The 18049-nt window shown below is 70.9% G+C and carries 14 protein-coding genes; 8 read left to right on the forward strand and 6 right to left on the reverse strand.

Features of this window, described 5'->3' with window-relative positions:
* Window positions 1-161: 161 nt before the first annotated feature.
* The 4 genes from MCBMB27_RS06540 to MCBMB27_RS06560 form a co-directional block, all read right to left on the reverse strand.
* Window positions 162-1013, reverse strand: coding sequence for an ABC transporter permease subunit (locus MCBMB27_RS06540; protein ID WP_075380099.1), 852 nt, complete (start codon window positions 1011-1013; stop codon window positions 162-164).
* Window positions 1010-1801 carry a taurine ABC transporter ATP-binding protein gene (locus MCBMB27_RS06545; protein ID WP_075380100.1) on the reverse strand — a complete coding sequence of 264 codons (792 nt, stop codon included), beginning with the start codon at window positions 1799-1801 and terminating at the stop codon, window positions 1010-1012. Before MCBMB27_RS06545 ends, MCBMB27_RS06540 begins: the two co-directional genes overlap by 4 nt.
* Complete coding sequence (tauA, locus tag MCBMB27_RS06550; RefSeq protein WP_075380101.1) at window positions 1798-2838, reverse strand: taurine ABC transporter substrate-binding protein; 1041 nt, start codon at window positions 2836-2838, stop codon at window positions 1798-1800. Before tauA ends, MCBMB27_RS06545 begins: the two co-directional genes overlap by 4 nt.
* A gap of 580 nt (window positions 2839-3418) precedes the next feature.
* The gene (locus MCBMB27_RS06560) at window positions 3419-3982 is read right to left on the reverse strand and encodes a sugar O-acetyltransferase (protein WP_075380103.1); all 564 of its coding nucleotides are present in this window, start codon (window positions 3980-3982) and stop codon (window positions 3419-3421) included.
* 163 nt (window positions 3983-4145) lie between these two features.
* On the opposite strand from MCBMB27_RS06560, the gene MCBMB27_RS06565 reads away from it, so the two are divergent.
* Complete coding sequence (locus tag MCBMB27_RS06565; RefSeq protein ID WP_043379780.1) at window positions 4146-4691, forward strand: TetR/AcrR family transcriptional regulator; 546 nt, start codon at window positions 4146-4148, stop codon at window positions 4689-4691.
* A 429-nt stretch (window positions 4692-5120) separates the two neighbouring features.
* Window positions 5121-5444 carry a hypothetical protein gene (locus tag MCBMB27_RS06570; RefSeq protein ID WP_043356119.1) on the forward strand — a complete coding sequence of 108 codons (324 nt, stop codon included), beginning with the start codon at window positions 5121-5123 and terminating at the stop codon, window positions 5442-5444.
* Between the two features lie 33 nt (window positions 5445-5477).
* Here MCBMB27_RS06570 and MCBMB27_RS06575 read toward each other — a convergent pair whose 3' ends face one another.
* A complete protein-coding gene (locus MCBMB27_RS06575) occupies window positions 5478-8180 on the reverse strand; it encodes an MGH1-like glycoside hydrolase domain-containing protein (RefSeq protein WP_236952924.1) in 2703 nt (900 codons plus the stop codon).
* 352 nt (window positions 8181-8532) lie between these two features.
* Here MCBMB27_RS06575 and MCBMB27_RS06580 point away from each other — a divergent pair, with 352 nt between their 5' ends.
* The 6 genes from MCBMB27_RS06580 (at window position 8533) to MCBMB27_RS06605 (ending at window position 15377) form a co-directional block, all read left to right on the forward strand.
* A complete protein-coding gene (locus MCBMB27_RS06580; protein WP_075380104.1) occupies window positions 8533-9666 on the forward strand; it encodes a branched-chain amino acid ABC transporter substrate-binding protein in 1134 nt (377 codons plus the stop codon).
* Between the two features lie 122 nt (window positions 9667-9788).
* Window positions 9789-10679 (forward strand): LysR family transcriptional regulator, encoded by an 891-nt coding sequence (locus tag MCBMB27_RS06585; RefSeq protein ID WP_043379508.1) that lies wholly within the window; start codon window positions 9789-9791, stop codon window positions 10677-10679.
* 134 nt (window positions 10680-10813) lie between these two features.
* The gene (locus MCBMB27_RS06590; protein ID WP_043357688.1) at window positions 10814-11578 is read left to right on the forward strand and encodes an HpcH/HpaI aldolase family protein; all 765 of its coding nucleotides are present in this window, start codon (window positions 10814-10816) and stop codon (window positions 11576-11578) included.
* 24 nt (window positions 11579-11602) lie between these two features.
* On the forward strand, window positions 11603-12490 hold the full coding sequence (locus tag MCBMB27_RS06595; protein WP_043357687.1) for a 2-hydroxy-3-oxopropionate reductase: 888 nt from the start codon (window positions 11603-11605) through the stop codon (window positions 12488-12490).
* 44 nt (window positions 12491-12534) lie between these two features.
* A complete protein-coding gene (gene garD / locus MCBMB27_RS06600; RefSeq protein ID WP_053608278.1) occupies window positions 12535-14103 on the forward strand; it encodes a galactarate dehydratase in 1569 nt (522 codons plus the stop codon).
* Between the two features lie 71 nt (window positions 14104-14174).
* The gene (locus MCBMB27_RS06605) at window positions 14175-15377 is read left to right on the forward strand and encodes a PepSY-associated TM helix domain-containing protein (protein ID WP_075380105.1); all 1203 of its coding nucleotides are present in this window, start codon (window positions 14175-14177) and stop codon (window positions 15375-15377) included.
* Window positions 15378-15576: 199 nt separating this feature from the next.
* Here MCBMB27_RS06605 and MCBMB27_RS06610 read toward each other — a convergent pair whose 3' ends face one another.
* Window positions 15577-17757: a TonB-dependent siderophore receptor gene (locus MCBMB27_RS06610; RefSeq protein WP_051975939.1), complete on the reverse strand. Its 2181-nt coding sequence runs from the start codon at window positions 17755-17757 to the stop codon at window positions 15577-15579.
* Between the last annotated feature and the right edge of the window lie 292 nt (window positions 17758-18049).

Below are 18049 nucleotides of genomic sequence, written 5' to 3' on the forward strand. Positions count from 1 at the left end.
CCGCGCGCCCCCTCCGATCGTACACACTCCGTATTCCGTTGGGATCTGCAAGCGACACAATTAAGTGCGCATGTTGAGGGCGCAATATTGACCTGCGGCATTCCCTCCCCGCCGCCGCATCGGCGTCTCGTCCGGGATCGTGGGCGCGGGTCGGTCGCCTCTCAAGCCCTGCCCTTCCAGGGGACCAGCACGCGCTCCAGGCACCGCATCCCGAACTCGAACAGTCCCGCGAACAGGCCGATCACCAGGATGCCCATCAGCACCACGTCGGTGCGCAGGAAGTTGGACGCGTTGAGGACGAGCTGGCCGAGGCCGGCCTGGGCCGCCACCATCTCGGCGGCCACCAGGGTGGTCCAGCCGACGCCCATGCCGATCCGCAGGCCGATCAGGATCTCCGGCAGGGCTGCCGGGAAGACCACGTGGCGCAGGACCTGCCAGGGGCTCGCCCCCAGGGCGCGCGCCGCGTTGATCTGGTCGACCGAGGCGGAGCGCACCCCCGCGCGCGCGGCGAGCGCCACCGGGGCGAGGCAGGCGAGGAAGATCAGCAGCACCTTCGACAGCTCGCCGATCCCGAACCAGATGATCATCAGCGGCAGGTAGGCGAGCGGCGGCAGCGGCCGGTAGAACTCGATCGGCGGGTCGAGGATGCCCCGGGCGATCCGGCTCGTGCCCATGGCGAGCCCGACGGGGATCCCGACCAGGGTAGCGAGCCCGAAGGCGCCGAGGACGCGCAGGAGGCTGTCGCGGATGTGGATCCCGAGCGGGGCGCCGTCGATCGCCCCGCGCCAGGCCTGCCCGAAGGCCGACAGGACCGCCTCCGGCGGCGGCAGGAACAGCGGCTTCACCCAGCCGGCGCCCGTGGCGACCACCCAGAGGCCGAGGGCCGCGAGCACGGTTGCGACGCTGACCGCCGGCACCGGGATCCCGCCGCGGCGACGGGGTCCGGGGCGCGCCGGCGGATCCGCCGCGGAGCCCGAGGCCGCGTCCCGCGCCGTGCGGGGCGGCCCGCTCATCGGATGGCCTCGGGCCGGGCGTCGGCACCGTGGCGGATGCGCTCGAGGACGCGCTCCCGCACGGCGATGAAGGCGGGATCCGACTTCACGGCCCGCGTATCGCGGCCGCCGACCGCCGCCCGGGAGAAGGGCAGGTCCAGCGTCTCGACGATGCGGCCGGGCCTCGGGCTCATGATCACCAGCCGGGTCGCGAGGAACACCGCCTCCTCGACGTCGTGGGTGATGAAGAAGGCCATCTTGCCGGTCCGGTGCCAGATCCGGAGGATCAGCTCCTGGATCTGCTCGCGGGTGAGGGCGTCCAGCGCGCCCAGCGGCTCGTCCATCAGCAGGACACGCGGGTCTCCGGCCAGCGCCCGGGCGAGGCCGACCCGCTGCTGCATGCCGCCCGAGAGCTCGTAGACCTTCCGGTCGGCGCAGTCGGGCAGGCCCACGAGGTCGAGCATCGCGCGGGCGATCCGCCGCCGCTCCGCCCGGGGCACGCCCCGCATCTTGGGGCCGAAGGCCACGTTCTCGGCCACGTCCAGCCAGGGCATCAGCGCGTGGCGCTGGAACACCACGCCCCGCTCGGCCCCCGGGCCCCGGATCGGGGCCCCGTCGAGGAGGATCTGACCCTCGGTGGGCGGGAGGAAGCCCGCGATCGCCGAGAGCAGGGTGGTCTTGCCGCAGCCCGAGGCGCCGAGCGCCACCACGAACTCCCCGGGGCCGACGGTCAGGTCGATCCGCGACAGGGCGGCGACCGCGCCGGCACCCTGTCCGTAGCGGACGCTCAGGTTGCGGATCTCGATCATCGTCCCTCCGGTCCGGGGACAGGCTCTTTCCGGGCCGCGTCCACGACGTCCGTCGTGACGAACCGGCCGTAATCCGGCGCCAGCGCCTGGACGCGCCCCTGCGCCTTCAGGAACGCGGCGGTCTCGGTCAGGGCCTTGGCGGCGGCACCGCCGAGCCAGGCCGGGGAGGCCTGCGCCTCCAGGGTCGGGAACCGGTAGGCCGCGAGACTCGCCGGCACCTGCGCCGGCGCCGAGCCGGTGATCCGGGCCACCGCCGCCACCTCGGGCGCGTCGGCATTCCAGGGCTTGGCGGCATAAGCCGCGTCCTGGGCGGCGATCAGCTTGACGAGCGTCACCAGGAAATCCCGGTTCGCGGCCGCCCAGGCGCGGTCGACCACGAGGCCGTCGAAGGTCGCCTTGCCCCGGCGGGCGAGGTCGCCGGCCGAGACCACCACCGTGCCGGATGGCTTCACCCGGGCGAGCACCGGATCCCAGATGAAGGTCGCGTCGATGTCGCCCCGCTCCCAGGCGGCGGCGATCTCGGGCGGGCGCATGTTGAGGATCCTGACATCCGCTTGGCCGAGCCCGGCCTCCGCCAGGGCGGCGATCAGCTGGTAATGCGCCGTCGACACGAACGGCACGGCGATCGTCTTGCCGCGCAGGTCGGCCACGCGCGTCACGCCGCTGCCGGCGCGGGCCACGAGCTGCTCGGCGTCGGCGATCTCGTCGAGGATCCAGAACAGCTGGATATCGAGACCCTGCGACGCGGCGGCCGCGATCGGGCTCGATCCCGCCTCGCCGATCTGGACGCTGCCCGAGGCCATGGCGCGGATCACGTCGCCGCCGCCGCCGAACTTGCGCCAGTGGACGGTGTAGCCGGTCGCCTTTTCGAGGGCGCCCGAGGCCATCAGCGCCCGGAACGGCACCACCATGTCCTGGTGGGCGAAGGTGACCTCCTTGTCGGCGGCCCGGGCGAGGCCGGGTGCCAGAAGGCCCAGAACCAGCGTTGCCAGCGCCGCCACTGCAACCGACCGGCGGAGCATACCCTCTCGAGCCATGACCTGTTCTTCCTCCTCGCAGCCGAATCGAACGTGCGCCGGCCAGCCGCCCGGAGGGTCCGACACGCTTTGCTTCGGAGGCAAGAGACCTGCCCGTTGGACAGGGAAGCCGGCCGGACATGGCGCGTCCTCCTTCCCCGTGACGGCGCCCGACCCGCTCAGGCCGCGTGCGGCATCACGATCCTCCGGGGAGGCCTGGGCCGGGGGCGTACCCGGCGGCGGGCTGACGTCGCCGCCGCCCAGCCCGATGGAGTTCGGGACCGCGCGTTACGGCGCCTTCGCACAGGTCTCGTACCGGCTGGCCGATTTCGGCTTCGGCGAAACGGTCGCCCCGGCGGCCCTCATCCACACGGACTGATCCCGCACGCGGCGATCGTCCGGCACGGCCACGCACCGCGTCAGGCGTTGGGCGGGACCGTGCCGGGCGATCGGACCGATGCCGACATCCGCCCCGCCCGGCGCCAGGGTCTCGGCGTCCCTGGCGGCTCGATCTGGACGCGATGTCCGGCACGATCCCGATCGGCACGGCCGCCGAGCGGCCGGATCGCAGCCTCCCGCGGCACCCCCGTGCTTCCTCGCCTCACGGCCGTGGCCGAGCGGGATTCCCGACGACGGTCGCGCCCGGCGGGACATCGCGCGTCACCACGCTTCCCGCCCCGATGATCGCGTCGTCGCCGACCGTCACCCCGGGTAGGATGATGGCGCCGCCGCCGATCCACACATTCGCGCCGATCACCACCGGGCGGCCGAATTCCAGCATCTGCCGCCGCTGCGCCGGATCGCGGGGATGATCGGCCGTCAGGATCTGCACGGCCGTGCCGATCTGGGTCATGTCGCCGATGGTGACCGATACCACGTCGAGGATGCAGCATCCAAAATTCAGGAATACGCCGCGGCCCAGGCTGATGTTGTAGCCGTAGTCGCACTGGAAGGGAGGACGGATGTTGCAGCCCGCGCCGACGCGGGCGAACGCCTCTTCCAAGAGCGCCTGCCGCTCGGGCTGGCTCCGCGTATGCGTGGCGTTGTAGCGGTCCATCCATTCCGAGATGCGCCGGTTGTCGGCGGCCAGGTCCGGGTCGTCGGCGCAGTACAATTCGCCGGCCAGCATTTTCTGCTTCTGAGTCTTCATGGTCTCTGTCGTCATGGCGAGGATTCCCCTCCAGCCTCTTCGGCCCGCTCCCGCACGGCGAGACCGCACAGGACGTCAGCACCGGCATCTCACAACCGAACGATACGTACATATGTACACATCCTGGCCGCGTGCGCTACCGCCCGGCGGCCGTGATCCCGGATCCGAGGAGGCTCCCGTGCCCGCCGCCCAGCGTCGTTTCGACCCGGATCGCCGGGCGCGCATCATCCAGGCGAGCCTCGACGTCGTCGCCGAGTACGGCGTCGCCGGCACGACCCACCGCCGGGTCGCGGCGGCGGCCGACGTCCCGCTCGGCTCCATGACCTACCATTTCGAAAGCCTGGACGCGCTCTTGACCGAGGCGTTCACCGGGCTCGCCGACACGGTCTCGGCGCGGTTCGCCGACCGGCTCGCCGCGGCCGCGACCTTCGACGAGGCCTGCGAGGCCGTGGTCGACCTCATCGTGAGCGATGCCTGGGCGAGCCCGCGCACGATGCTGCTGAGCTATGAACTCTACGCCTTCGCGGCCCGGAACCCGCCGCTGCGCCGGGTCATGCAGGACTGGATGGCCAAGAGCCGCGCCGCCCTGGAGCGCCACTTCGCACCGGAGACCGCCAAGGCCCTCGACGCGATGATCGAGGGCCTGACGATCCACCGCTCGGTCGACCCGCAGCCGGCGGATCGGGCACAGGTGCGTGCGATCGTCCTGCGGCTGGTGCGGTAGGGCTGGGTCCATCCGTATCGCGACACGCCGCGGTGCGCGGCGGCGGGCAAGCCGCGACAGGAGGTCCGCTCCCGTTCCCCGTCACCGTGAGCTGCCCGCCCGCAGCGAGCCCCGACCGAGGATTCCGGAGATGGCGCGGCACCGGAGACTTCCGGGCGGCCGCGCCATCCGCGGCCTGACCGCGCCCATGACGCATCGGGAGAAGCGCAACCTGTGACCGGGATCGGCGGTGGGCCGGCCCCGACGCGCGGCCCCCGGGCGGCCCCGACGCGCGGCCCCCGGGCGGCCCTGGCGAGCGGCTCCCCGGTGCCGGAGCGGCCATGGTCCCGGTCCGTCCTCGGAGCTCTGCGGTGCGCGCCGCTACGTCCGGGACGATCGAACCATCCGTGGCGCTGTGCGTTTCAAGGCACCGAAAGGGAGATTGGTACAATGAAGGCGTTTCTGGCAGCGGCCGCGGTGAGCCTCGGAATCTTGGGCGTCGTCGGCCCGGTCTCGGCACAGCCGCGCCCCGATTACGACGATTACGGCGGTCGCGGTTACCGTGATCGCGGCGACTACGATTACCGCGACCGCGACCGCGGCTACCGCGATCGGGACGATTATCGGGGACGCGCCAATTACGGCTTCGACGAGCGGGAATACCTGCGCTGCAATCCGGATGTCCGCCGCGCCGTGGCCAACGGCCAGATGGAATCGGGCGCCGCCCATTACCGGGTGTTCGGGCGTCGCGAGGGCCGCCGTCTGAGCTGCTGACCGGATCGCCGGACCCCGCTCGACCGGGCGCGCCTATCGGGCGCGGGCCCGGTCGTGCAGCAGGTTGATGATCAGCGCCGTCCAGCCGGTCTGATGCGCGGCGCCGAGCCCCCTGCCGGTGTCGCCATCGAAGAATTCGTGAAACAGCAGCGGCTCCTCGGCGCCGGGCGCCGGGGCGATCGGTTCGCGGGGCCCGAGGGCGGGCCGCCGGCCGGTCTCGTCCCTGGCGAACAGGGCGATCAGCCGGTCCTCGAGGGCGTCCGCGATGGCGCTGAGCGTCAGCATCGCGCCCGAGCCCGTCGGATACTCCACCCGGAAGTCGTCGCCGTAATAGGTATGGAAGCGCCGTAGCGCCTCGACGATCAGGAAGTTCATCGGCATCCAGACAGGCCCGCGCCAGTTCGAATTGCCGCCGAACATGTTCGAGGTGGAATCGGCTGGGTCGTACCGGACCGTGAAGGAGGCGCCCAGCTCGTTGAGCACGTAGGGCGCGTCGCGGTGGACCTTCGACAGCGAGCGTATGCCGTAGGGCGAGAGAAACTCGGCCTCGTCGAGCATGCGGCGCAGCAGGGCCTTCATCCGGTGCCCGCGCAGCAGCGACAGCAGCTTGCGGTCCTTCACGCCGCCCTCGGTCCAGCGGGAGACCAGCTGGGCGAGATGGGGCCGGTTCTCCAGAACCCAGTTCAGGCGCCGGGCGAAGTCCGGCAGCCGGTGGAGCACGGAGGGCTCGATCACCTCCACGGCGAAGAGCGGGACCAGCCCGACCATGGAGCGGACCCGCAGCGGCAGCATCCCGCCGCCGGGGATGTCGACCTCGTCGTAGTAGAATTCGTCGGCCTCGTCCCACAGGCCGAAGCCGTCGCCGCCGCCTTCGCCGCCCATGTCGGTCATGGCCTCGGCGATGAGCAGGAAGTGCTCGAAAAACTTGGACGCGGTGCTCTCGTAGACGTCGTTGTGGAGGGCAAGCTCCAGGGCGATGCGCATCATGTTGAGCGCGTACATCGCCATCCAGGCGGTGCCGTCGGCCTGGTGCACCACCCCGAAGCCCGGGGGCGGGCGCGAGCGGTCGAACACGCCGACATTGTCGAGCCCCAGGAAGCCCCCCTGGAACACGTTGCGGCCCTGCGCGTCCTTGCGGTTCACCCACCAGGAGAAGTTGATCAGGAGCTTGTGGAACACGCCTTCCAGGAAGGCGAGGTCGCCGCGCCCGCCCCGCCGGTCCCGGTCGATCTCGAACACCCGGTAGGTGGCCCAGGCATGGACCGGCGGGTTGGCGTCGCCGAACTCCCACTCGTAGGCCGGGAGCTGGCCGTTCGGGTGCATGTACCATTCGCGGGTGAGCAGCAGGAGCTGCTTCTTGGCGAAGTCCGGGTCCAGCAGGGCGAGCGGCAGGCAGTGGAAGGCGAGGTCCCAGGCGGCGAACCAGGGATATTCCCAGGTGTCGGGCATCGACAGCACGTCGGCCGCCGCGAAGTGGCGCCACTGGCCGTTGCGGCCGCCCGCGCGCCCCCGCGGCGGCGGCGGCTGGAGCGGGTCGCCCTCCAGCCAGCGCCGCACGTCGTAGCTGTAGAGCTGCTTCGACCAGATCAGGCCGGCGGCGGCCTGGCGGAAGATGGCGCGGGAATCCGGGCTCGCGATGCCGTCCTGCAATTCCTCGTAGAACGCGTCCGCCTCGGCCACCCGGCGGCGGACCAGCGACCCGTCGTCGACCACCCGGGGGCGCGTGCCCGCCGACAGCCGCAGGCGGATCCGGGCGGTTTCCCCGGGCGCCAGCCGCAGCGCGTAGTGGAGGCCGAGCTTGGTGCCCGTGTCCCGGCGCACCGAAGCGGGATCGCCGCCGACGATCGCCGCGTGGAGCCCGTCCTTGAACGGCCCGGCGGCGTCCGGCTGCCCGCCGTGCCGCCGCAGGTTGGTGTCGTTCTCGCAGAACAGGAGGTCCGGCATCCCGTCGAAGGCGAGCCGGTACGGCCCGAGCCGGTCATGCGTGCAGATCACGCCCCCGTCGGGGGCGCAGGCGATCCGCGGGCGCGCCTGCCCGGCCTGCCAGGACCACGTGTTGCGGAACCAGAGCTGCGGGACGAGGTGGAGGTCGGCGGCCTCGGGCCCCCGGTTCAGCGCGGTGATCACCGCGTGGATGTCGTCGGCGTCGGCCTTGGCGTATTCCACCGTGACGTCGAAGAACCGGTTCCCGTCGAAGAGGCCCGTCTCCTCGATCTCGTATTCGGGCTGCTCCCGCCCGCGCCGCATGTTCTCGCCGACGATGTCCTCGTACGGGAAGGCCGCCTGCGGATAGCGGTAGAGCATCTTCAGGTAGGCGTGGCTCGGGACCGCGTCGAGGTAGTGGTAGACCTCCTTCACGTCCTCGCCGTGGTTGCCCTCCTGGTTGGTCAGGCCGAACAGCCGCTCCTTGAGGATGCGGTCGCGCCCGTTCCAGAGGGCAAGGGCCAGGCAGAGGCTGCCGCGCTCGTCGCAGATCCCCGCCAGCCCGTCCTCGCCCCAGCGATAGGCGCGCGAGCGGGCGTCCTCGTGCGTCAGGGCGGCCCAGGCGTTGCCGCAGGGGCTGTAATCCTCCCGCACGGTCCCCCATTGCCGCTCGCTGAGATAAGGCCCCCAGAGCGACCACGCCCGGTCGCCCCGGCCCTGCTCGGCGATCCGGCGGCGCTCGGCCCAGCCCACCGACGCGTCCCGGGAGTCGTCACGATCCTCGGCACGATCCTCGTCCACGCGCGGCCCCATCAGCCGCGTCCCGGACGCGGTCTCGGACGGCGGGGGACGGGGGCGCGGCGGGGATGGGAGGCGGCCATCGGTCACGACGGTTTGCTGCGGATGCGCCGGCCCGATGCATCATTGACGCCATCCCGACCCGGCCGCCCGCACGGCCACCGCACGGCTCCGTGAGGGCCCGTCCGCCGGCCCCGCGGCGGGCCCGGCCCGGGACCATCCGGGCCCGCCCCGGAAAACTTGACCCTGCGCAAGGTGAGCGACAGGATCGGTCTGGATGATCTGCGACTCGACGCGCGGCGATGCACGTTGATCTGTCCGAACTCAGCGTTCGTCGGCGATCTGACCGGCCGCATCTGGGGGAACGATGACGCAATTACTGAGGGCCGGCCTGGCCGGGCTGCTGTTCATGACCGCGGCGCAGGGGCAGGAGGGCGGCGCGCCGGTGAAGATCGGCGTCGCCGCGCCCATGACCGGGCCGAACGCGGCCTTCGGCGCCCAGATCCGGAACGGCGTGAGCCAGGCGGTCGAAGACCTCAACAAGGCGGGCACGCTGAAGGGGAGGACGCTGACGGTCACGGTCGGCGACGACGCCTCCGACCCGAAGCAGGGCGTCTCGGTGGCCAACAAGTTCGCCAGCGACGGCGTGAAGATGGTCGTCGGCGACTACAATTCCGGCGTCACGATCCCGGCCTCCGACGTCTACCTCGACGCCGGCATCATCCAGATCACCCCGGCCTCCACGAGCGTGAAGTTCACCGAGCGCGGGATGTGGAACACGTTCCGCACCTGCAGCCGCGACGACCAGCAGGGCGCGGTGGCGGGCAGCTATCTGGCCGCGCACTTCCCGGGCCAGAAGATCGCCTTCGTCCACGACAAGACGCCCTACGGCAAGGGGCTGGCCGACGAGACGCTGAAGGCGTTCCGGGCCAAGGGCGGCAAGGAGGTGCTGTACGAGGGCATCAACCCGGGCGAGAAGGACTACGCGGCCCTCGTCTCCAAGATGAAGTCGGCCAATGTCGACGTCGTCTATTTCGGCGGCGTGCACACCGAGGCCGGGCTGATCATCCGGCAGATGCGCGATCAGGGCCTCGCCGCCCGCATGATGAGCGGCGACGCCATCCCCGACAAGGAATTCGTCCAGATCGCCGGCCCGGGCGCGGCCGGGACCCTGATGACCTTCGCGCCGGACGCCCGCAAGAACCCGAACGCCAAGGGCGTGGTGGCGGCCTTCAACGCCCGGGGCATCGATCCCGAGGCCTACACGCTCTACGCCTACGCGGCCGTGCAGGTCCTGGCCAAGGCCATGGCCGAGACGGGCTCCAGCGACGGGAAGGCGCTCGCCGACTGGCTGCACCAGGGCAAGCCGGTGGACACGGTGGTCGGGCCGATCGCCTACGACAGGAAGGGCGACCTCACCCGGCCCGACTACGTCATCTACGCGTGGACGAAGGGGCCGGACGGCCGGATCGACTATGCCGGGCACGAGGTGACCCCGTAGGCCGGTCGGGGCCGGAGGCCGCCGCCTCAGCTAATTGGATGAGGGCGGCCCTCTCAACGCAGCCGCCACGACGGCCTTATGCTCCCGCCCGACTGCGCCGCGGTCCGGAAGAGGGAGCCTTCATGTTCGATTTCAGCCAGCTCCGGTGCTTCGCCGCCGTGGCGGAGGAGCTGCATTTCGGGCGCGCGGCCGCCCGGCTGAACATGACGCAGCCGCCGCTGTCGCGGCAGATCCAGGTTCTGGAGCGCGTCCTCGACGTGCAGCTCCTGGAGCGCACCAGCCGCACCGTCCGGCTGACCGCCGCCGGCCGCAGCTTCCTGCCCGAGGCGCAGCGCATCCTGCGGCTGGCCGAGACCGCGACCCACGTCACCCGGCAGGTGGCGGCGGGGCGCGCGGGCGTCCTCAAGTTCGGCTTCACGGCGGCCTCGGCCTACGACTTCCTGCCGCGCCTCGTCACCGCGTTGCGGCGGGCGCTGCCGGACGTGACGCTCGCGTTGCGCGAGATGGTCAGCAAGGATCAGATCGAGGAACTCCTCGCCGGCCGGATCGACGCCGCGCTGGTGCGGCCGCCGGTGACGCATCCGGACCTGATCGCCGTCCGGGCGCTGGCCGAGCCCCTCGTGGTGGCCCTGCCGGCCGGGAACCCCCTGGCCCTGCGCGACGGGCTCACCCCCGCCGATCTCGGGCGCGAGCCGCTCATCGGCTACGCGCCCAACGAGGCGCGCTACTTCCACGACCTCGTCCTCGGCCTGCTCGCCGAGGCCGAGATCCAGCCCCCGATGGTCCAGCAGCTGACGCAGATCCACTCGATCCTGGCCCTCGTCCGGGCGGCGCTCGGCATCGCCCTGGTGCCGGCCGCCGCCGAGCGCCTGCGCTTCGAGGGCGTGGTGTTCCGGCCGCTCGCCCTGCCCGCCCCGCGCCCGGTGGAACTCCTCCTCGCGTGGCGGCGCGATGCGGACGCTCCGCTCATCGCCCGGCTGGTCTCGATCCTGGCCGAGATGCCCCCACCCTGACGGGGCCTCCGATTGATGCATGTTCGGCATCGATCGATCCAGTGTTTGGCTTTGACCTCGCACCGGAAGGCTGCGCGTGATGGGGCGGACGGCGCGCAGACGCCGCGACGCGTGCGCGCCCAGGGAGGATCGTGATGGACAGCCTCACCAACCGCTTCAAGGCGGCCCTCGCCGAGGGGCGCCAGCAGATCGGCCTGTGGTGCAGCCTTGCGAGCCCGATCTCCACCGAGGTGGTCGCCGGGGCCGGGTTCGACTGGCTGCTCCTCGACATGGAGCACTCGGCCAACGACCTCCGGGACATCTACGCCCAGCTCCAGGCCATGATGGAGGGCGACACGCACCCGATGGTGCGGGTGCCGAGCGACGACCCGATCACCATCAAGCGCATCCTCGATGCCGGCGCGCAGTCGCTTATGATCCCCAACATCGACGATGCCGAGCAGGCCGCCCGGGTGGTCGCGGCGACGCGCTACGCGCCCCGCGGCATCCGCGGCTTCTCGCAGGCGCCCCGCGCCGCCCGGTTCGGCCGGATCAAGGACTACCACACCCGCTGCGAGGCCGAGATCTTCGTGGCGGTGCAGGTCGAGTCCCGCCGCGCCCTCGACAATCTGGACGCGATCGCCGCCGTCGAGGGCGTGGACGGCGTGTTCATCGGGCCCGGCGACCTCTCCACCAGCCTCGGCCATGTCGGCCAGCAGGGCCACCCGGAGGTGGTCGCCACCATCGAGGCGGCGGTCGCGCGGATCGTCCGGGCCGGCAAGCATGCCGGCATCCTCACACCGAGCGAGGAGCTGGCCCGCCGCTACATCGCCGCCGGCACCCGCTTCACCGCGGTGGGCTCCGACATGGGGCTGCTCGCCCGCGGCTCCGAGGCGCTGGCCGCCCGCTTCCGCGCCTGAACACCGCAACCGGGATCGACACGCATGAACATCGGATTCATCGGCCTCGGCATCATGGGCGCGCCCATGGCCGGACACCTGATCGCGGCGGGCCACAGCCTGTTCCTCAAGACCCGGCGCAGCGTGCCCGAAGCGCTGCTTGCCGCGGGCGGCACCGCCTGCGCCACGGCGGCCGCGGTGGCCGAGCGCGCCGACACGATCATCCTGATGCTGCCCGACACCCCGGACGTGGAGCAGGTCCTGTTCGGCGCCGACGGCGTGGCCGAAGGCCTGTCCCCCGGCAAGACCGTGATCGACATGAGCTCGATCGCGCCGCTGGCCACCAAGGATTTCGCCGCCCGGATCGCCGAGCGGGGCGGCGCCTATCTCGACGCGCCGGTCTCCGGCGGCGAGGTCGGGGCCAAGAACGCCGCGCTCTCGATCATGGTCGGCGGCGAGCCGGAGGCTTTTGAGCGCGCCAGGCCGCTCTTCGAGGCGATGGGCAAGACCGTGACCCATGTCGGCCCGGTCGGCGCGGGCCAGGTCGCCAAGGTGGCCAACCAGATCATCGTCGCCCTGACCATCGAGGCGGTGGCCGAGGGGCTGCTCTTCGCCTCGAAGGCCGGCGCCGACCCCGCCAAGGTGCGGCAGGCGATCACCGGCGGGCTGGCCACCTCGCGCATCTTGGAGCTGCACGGCGCGCGGATGATCGAGCGGACCTTCGATCCCGGCTTCCGCATCGGCCTGCACCAGAAGGACCTCAACCTCGCCCTTGAAGGGGCTCGGACGCTGGGCCTCAGCCTGCCCGCCACGGCTTTGGCCCAGCAGCTGTTCTCGGCCTGCGTGGCGCAGGGCGGCGCGGCCTGGGACCATTCGGCGATGGTGAAGGCGCTCGAGGCCCTCGCGAACCACGCCGTCGGCGACGCCGCCTGATCACGCCAGAAGCCCGGACGGGCGCGTCACGGAAGGAGTCTCCGATGCAGGCCGAGATCGAAGCCCCGACCCGCCCGCCCGCCGCCGGCGACGTGCCGCGCACGATCCGCCTGAGCCCCGACGACAACGTCGCCATCGTGGTCAACGCCTTCGGGCTGCCGGCCGGCACGGTCTTCCCGGACGGGCTGGAGCTCGTCGAGTTCGTGCCGCAGGGCCACAAGGTCGCCCTCACCGACATCCCGGAGGGCGGGGCGGTCCGCCGCTACGGCGAGGTGGTGGGTCTCGCCACGCAGGCGATCCCGCGGGGCGCCTGGGTCGAGGAATCCCGCGTCGCGACGCCGGTCGCCCCCGCCCTCGACGCCCTGGAGATGGCCACCCGCGTGCCGGCCCCCCTGCCCCCGCTCGAGGGCTACACCTTCGAGGGCTACCGCAACCCGGACGGGTCGGTGGGCACCAAGAACATCCTGGCGATCTCGATCAGCGTGCAATGCGTCGCCGGCACCCTCGACGTGGCGATCCGGCGGATCAAGCAGGAGCTGCTGCCGCGCTACCCCAACGTCGACGACGTGGTCGGCCTGACCCACGCCTATGGCTGCGGCGTCGCCATCAACGCCCCCGAGGCGGTGGTGCCGATCCGGACGCTCCAGAGCCTCGCGCAGAACCCGAATTTCGGCGGCGCGGTCATGGTCGTCGGCCTCGGCTGCGAGAAGCTCGTCTCGGAGCGCCTCCTGCCCGACAACGGCGCCGCCGGCGACGGGGTGGTGCGGCTGCAGGACGAGCGCCATCACGGCTTCTCGGCCATGATCGACAGCATCCTGGCGATGGCCGAGGCGCGCCTCGCGGAGCTGAACCGCCGGACCCGCGAGACCTGCCCGGCCTCGGACCTCGTGGTCGGCCTGCAATGCGGCGGCAGCGACGCCTTCTCGGGGGTGACCGCCAACCCGGCGCTCGGCTTCGCCGCCGACTTGCTGGTGCGCTGCGGCGCCACCGTGATGTTCTCGGAGGTGACCGAGGTGCGCGACGCGATCCACCTCCTGACCCCGCGCGCCAAGACGCCGGAGGTCGCCGAGGCGCTGATCCGCGAGATGGCGTGGTACGACGCCTACCTCGCCAAGGGCGAGGCCGACCGGCGGGCCAACCCGTCGCCGGGCAACAAGAAGGGCGGCCTCAACAACATCGTCGAGAAGGCTTTGGGCTCGGTCGCCAAATCGGGCACGAGCGCGATCTCCGGGGTCCTGGCGCCGGGGGAGCGCGTCCGCGAGAAGGGCCTGATCTTCGCCGCGACCCCGGCGAGCGACTTCGTCTGCGGCACGCTGCAGCTCGCCTCGGGGATGACCGTCCAGGTATTCTCCACCGGGCGCGGCACGCCCTACGGGCTCAGCCAGGCCCCGGTGATCAAGGTCGCGACCCGGACGGAACTCGCCGAGCGCTGGTCCGATCTGATCGACCTGGATGCCGGCCGCATCGCCACCGGCGCGGCCACGATCGAGGAGGTCGGCTGGGAGCTGTTCCACCTGATCCTCGACGTGGCGAGTGGGCGCAAGCGCCCCTGGTCCGACCGGTGGGGGCTGTTCAACGATCTGACCCTGTTCAACCCGGCGCCGATCACCTGAGGGCGGCCGGGGGGCATGCGCCCTGCGGCGTCGTCAGCGTGGCCGCGTTCTGCTAGGCAGCCGGCATTGCCATGACGCTGCCGATTCCCTCCCTCCGGACCCTGCTCTTCCGCCTGCACTGGGCGCTTGGCCTCACCGCCGGCCTCGTCCTCGCCCTGATGGGCCTGACCGGGGCGCTGATGAGCTACGAGGAGGCGATGACCGCCTTCGCCAACCGCGACCGGCTGGAGGTCACGCCCGGCGCGCGGACGGCGCTGTCTCCCGCGACCCTCGCGGCGCGGATCGACGCGCAGGCGGGGGGGCGTATCGCCAACGTGCTGACCTTGTCGGACGATCCGCGCGCCAGCGTCCATGTCCGCTTCGCCCGCGATCCCGAGACCCGCGCGCGGCCGCCCGCCGCCTATGCCGATCCCTACGACGGCACCCTGCTCGGCCCGGTGCGGCTGGAGGGGGCCTTCACCACGGTGCGGGACCTGCACCGCTGGCTGCTGCTCCCCGGCGGGTCCAAGGGCTGGGGCCGCACGATCACGGGCGCCTGCACCCTGGCGCTGCTGGCTTTCCTCGGGACGGGTCTCTACCTGCGCTGGCCCAGGATCCATCGCTGGCGGATCTGGCTGAAGCCGGCCCTGTCGCGCCCCGGCCGGCCGCGCTGGTGGTCGCTGCACGCCGTGGTCGGGACGTGGCTGCTGCCCGTCTACCTGGTCATCGCGCTCAGCGGCCTGACATGGTCCTACCCGTCGTTCAAGGACGGCGCCACGCGGCTGCTCGCGGGCGCTCCGGACGCGGGGAAGCCTGCGCGACCGGCCGGGAGCAAGGCTGCCGGACGCCCGGTCGATGCCGGGGCCGATGGCGGCGCGGCCGTCGACCGCGCCTGGGCGGATTTCCGCGCGCGGACCGGTGACGCCGCCGGGACAGCGGTCCTGACCCTGCCGGGGGCCGACACGAAGGCGATCCGGATCCGCTGGCTGCCCAAGGGCGTCGATGCGCCGAGCGCCCGCAACGAGGAGCGCTACGATCCCCTCACGGGCGCCCTGCTGGCCTCCGAGCGCGCCACCGATGCGCCGCTGGGCCGGCGTCTCCTGGACAACATCCTGGAGGTGCATCGCGGCCGCTTCTTCGGCGATCTCGTCGCTCTGCTGTTCTGCCTCGCGGCGCTGGCCATGCCGGGTTTCGCGGCCACCGGCCTGACCCTCTACGCCCTGCGCCGCCGCGCCGGTGCCCGGCGCAGGGCCGTCGAGCCGAAAGCGTCGGCAGGGGCCGTCCGCGCGGTGTGAGACCCTGCGCCCGTGTGGCCTTCGGCCGCTCCAGCCCGCTCGCCGTCGCGAGCGCCGCGAAGGCGAGCGGGGCGTCATGACGCCGGTCCGTGGAGCGCCGCCCGGGCGTGCATCGCTCCGTGCGGGACCGGCAGCACTGCACTCCCCCGGTGTGACGCGATAGACGAGGCCGCCGCCTCCGCGAGGCCGCCCGCCCGGTTCAGAGCCGGGCGGTGATCGTCGCGAGCACCGTGAACGGCGCGCCGGGCGTGTTGTTGGTCACGCTCGTCGGCGCCTCGATGTAACGTGCGTTCGTCAGATTGCGCATGTTGACCGACAAGCGCCAATGCGCGTCGAAGTCGTAGTATACGAGCGCGTCGAGGCGATTGTAGGCACCCACGGTGAAGCTGTTGTTGAGGTCGCCGTAGCGCTGGCCGACATGGGTGATGCCGAACCCGAGCCCGAGCCCGCGGAGCGGGCCATGCTGGACATCATAAGTCGTCCAGAGGCTGCCGCTGAAGACCGGCACGCCGGCGAGGCGATTGCCGATCGCGAAGGTCGTGTCTTTGGTGATCCGCGCGTCGATCAGGCCGACGCTGCCGATGATGTTCCAGCCGGGCAGGATCTCACCGGCCAGATCCGCCTCGACCCCCTGCGATTGCTGCTGGCCGGTGATGACGGAGAAGGTGGGGTTCTGTGGATCGGTGGCCGCGACGTTGTCCCGCGTGATCCGGAAGGCGGCTGCGCTCAGGGTCAGGCCGGGATTGAGATCGACCCGGGTACCGACCTCGATCTGATCGCCCGTGCTGGGAGGCGGGCTGGTCACGTTCAAGACGCTTGCGGTCTGCGGCAGGAACGAGGTGGCGTAGCTCGCATAGAAGGTCAGCGGCTCGAACGGCCTGTAGATCAGGCCGACCCGCGGCGAGGCGCCAAACAGGGTCTGCTCGGGCGGCTGGGATTTCGATGCCGGCACGCGGCTGAAATAGTATTGGCTGCCGAGGTCGAACCGAGCTCCGACGACGAGCTGCAATCCGGGCGCGAGCACGATCTGGTCCTGCGCATAAAACCCGTACACTTCCAGCTTCTGCTTCAGGTCAGACTGGAACCGGAGTGGCTGGAAGGCCGCACCGAACACAGGGGTGAGGAAGCTGACGGGGGCGAGGTTGCCTTGCAGCAGGAGGGCGTGCCGGAAGCCGTTGGAATATTCGATCCCCAGGAGCCCCGTATGGGCGAGGCCGAAGGTCTCGAACTTCATCACGGCCTCGGACTGCGTGTCGACCGCGGCAAAGCGTGAATTGACCGCTGACTCGCGTCGGTTCACCAGCGTGCCGGCAGTGTTGACGCTCTCGGCGCGGGCCGCGAACACGTCGAAGGTGCCCCATTGCCCACTGACGATCTGCCGGAGCATCAGGTTCTCGTTGACGTCGTGCTCGGCCCGCATGGTGATCGTGTTGAAGGCTCCGGAGTATCGTGACGAGGGCTCGCCGTAGAACCGGCTGATGTTGTCGAGGGGCACGCGGCCACGGAAGGCCACCAGACCTTCGTCATACTGGCTGTGCTGGTTGGTGAATTCCGAGTTCACGTAGACGCGGGTGTCAGCACTCGGGGTCCAACTGAAGGCGGGCGCTACGAAGACGCGCCGATTGGTGTCGCCCCCGAAGTTGCGGAAGGTCGGATCTTCCTGCGCGGCGAAGCTGAGACGGGCGGCAAGCCCCTCGACAGCAGGTAGCGCACTCGACACGGAGCCCTGGAAGCGCCGGAAGCCGAAGCTGCCGCCCTGGACGCTCGCATCGGCTGTCGGTTCAAGCGTCGGCCGGCGGGTCACGATGTTGATGACCCCGCCCGGATCGCCGCGACCGAACAGCATGGAGGCTGGCCCCTTGATGACCTCGACACGTTCGGCATCCACAAGGTCCCGTGTGACCGGGTAGAAGTTGATCGCTGGATCGACCAGCACACCGTCGACGGCGAAGACCTGCGTGGAGAATCCGCGGATGAGGTAGTTCTGCGATCGTCCCTGGATGGTGCTGCCGAGCACGACGTTGCTGACGTTGGTTACGGCATCGGTCAGGCGCAGGTCCTGCTGGTCGGTCAGCACCGCGCGGGGAACGATGTTGATCGATTGCGGCGAGTCGCGCACGGGGGTGTCGGTGCGTGTGGCCGTCGCCGAGCGTGTCGCCCGATAGCCGATGACGGGGCCATCTGCCCGTTCACCGACCGGACCGGTACCGGTGACGCTGAGTTCCGAGAGAACGACCTCGTCGGCTGTCGGAGCGGATTGCGCGAGAACCTCTGCGGGCGAAGAAAATAGAAGGGCCGTTGCAAGTCCGGCTCGATAGAGAATCAAGCAAGAGCGATAATATTTGGCTTGATCGACGGCGTCGATCTGATCGGCTGGCATAATTTAAAATCATTCTTAGGAGTGGCGTCTCGATATGACGCTGTATTCCTAGAGTGCAAATGCCGCTCGATCTCAATGGCGATCGAGCATGGCGCGGATCGGGGGCGCATCCTGTGTCCGGGTGTTGCGTGAAGGGCACGATTTGTTCTGAAATACTTTGAAGTCATTCAAATCTGACAACTTTTGCGTGTGATTTGCTGAAACTTCGCAACCCGTTGCATCCGGTGACGGGCATCGGGATTCGTCCGCCGTACCCCGCCACATGGTGCAGGGGGTCGTCGGGAATGGCCGG

This window comes from Methylobacterium phyllosphaerae (genome assembly GCF_001936175.1).
GTDB lineage: Bacteria > Pseudomonadota > Alphaproteobacteria > Rhizobiales > Beijerinckiaceae > Methylobacterium > Methylobacterium fujisawaense.

Excerpts from the sequence above, each read along its gene's own strand:
- MCBMB27_RS06545 (WP_075380100.1), bottom strand. The coding sequence starts at position 1,801 with ATGATCGAGATCCGCAACCTGAGCGTCCGCTACGGACAGGGTGCCGGC.
- MCBMB27_RS06570 (WP_043356119.1), top strand. The coding sequence starts at position 5,121 with ATGAAGGCGTTTCTGGCAGCGGCCGCGGTGAGCCTCGGAATCTTGGGC.
- MCBMB27_RS06560 (WP_075380103.1), bottom strand. The coding sequence starts at position 3,982 with ATGACGACAGAGACCATGAAGACTCAGAAGCAGAAAATGCTGGCCGGC.
- garD (WP_053608278.1), top strand. The coding sequence starts at position 12,535 with ATGCAGGCCGAGATCGAAGCCCCGACCCGCCCGCCCGCCGCCGGCGAC.
- MCBMB27_RS06580 (WP_075380104.1), top strand. The coding sequence starts at position 8,533 with ATGACGCAATTACTGAGGGCCGGCCTGGCCGGGCTGCTGTTCATGACC.
- MCBMB27_RS06610 (WP_051975939.1), bottom strand. The coding sequence starts at position 17,757 with ATGCCAGCCGATCAGATCGACGCCGTCGATCAAGCCAAATATTATCGC.
- MCBMB27_RS06595 (WP_043357687.1), top strand. The coding sequence starts at position 11,603 with ATGAACATCGGATTCATCGGCCTCGGCATCATGGGCGCGCCCATGGCC.
- MCBMB27_RS06575 (WP_236952924.1), bottom strand. The coding sequence starts at position 8,180 with ATGGGGCCGCGCGTGGACGAGGATCGTGCCGAGGATCGTGACGACTCC.
- MCBMB27_RS06590 (WP_043357688.1), top strand. The coding sequence starts at position 10,814 with ATGGACAGCCTCACCAACCGCTTCAAGGCGGCCCTCGCCGAGGGGCGC.
- MCBMB27_RS06605 (WP_075380105.1), top strand. The coding sequence starts at position 14,175 with ATGACGCTGCCGATTCCCTCCCTCCGGACCCTGCTCTTCCGCCTGCAC.
- MCBMB27_RS06585 (WP_043379508.1), top strand. The coding sequence starts at position 9,789 with ATGTTCGATTTCAGCCAGCTCCGGTGCTTCGCCGCCGTGGCGGAGGAG.
- tauA (WP_075380101.1), bottom strand. The coding sequence starts at position 2,838 with ATGGCTCGAGAGGGTATGCTCCGCCGGTCGGTTGCAGTGGCGGCGCTG.
- MCBMB27_RS06540 (WP_075380099.1), bottom strand. The coding sequence starts at position 1,013 with ATGAGCGGGCCGCCCCGCACGGCGCGGGACGCGGCCTCGGGCTCCGCG.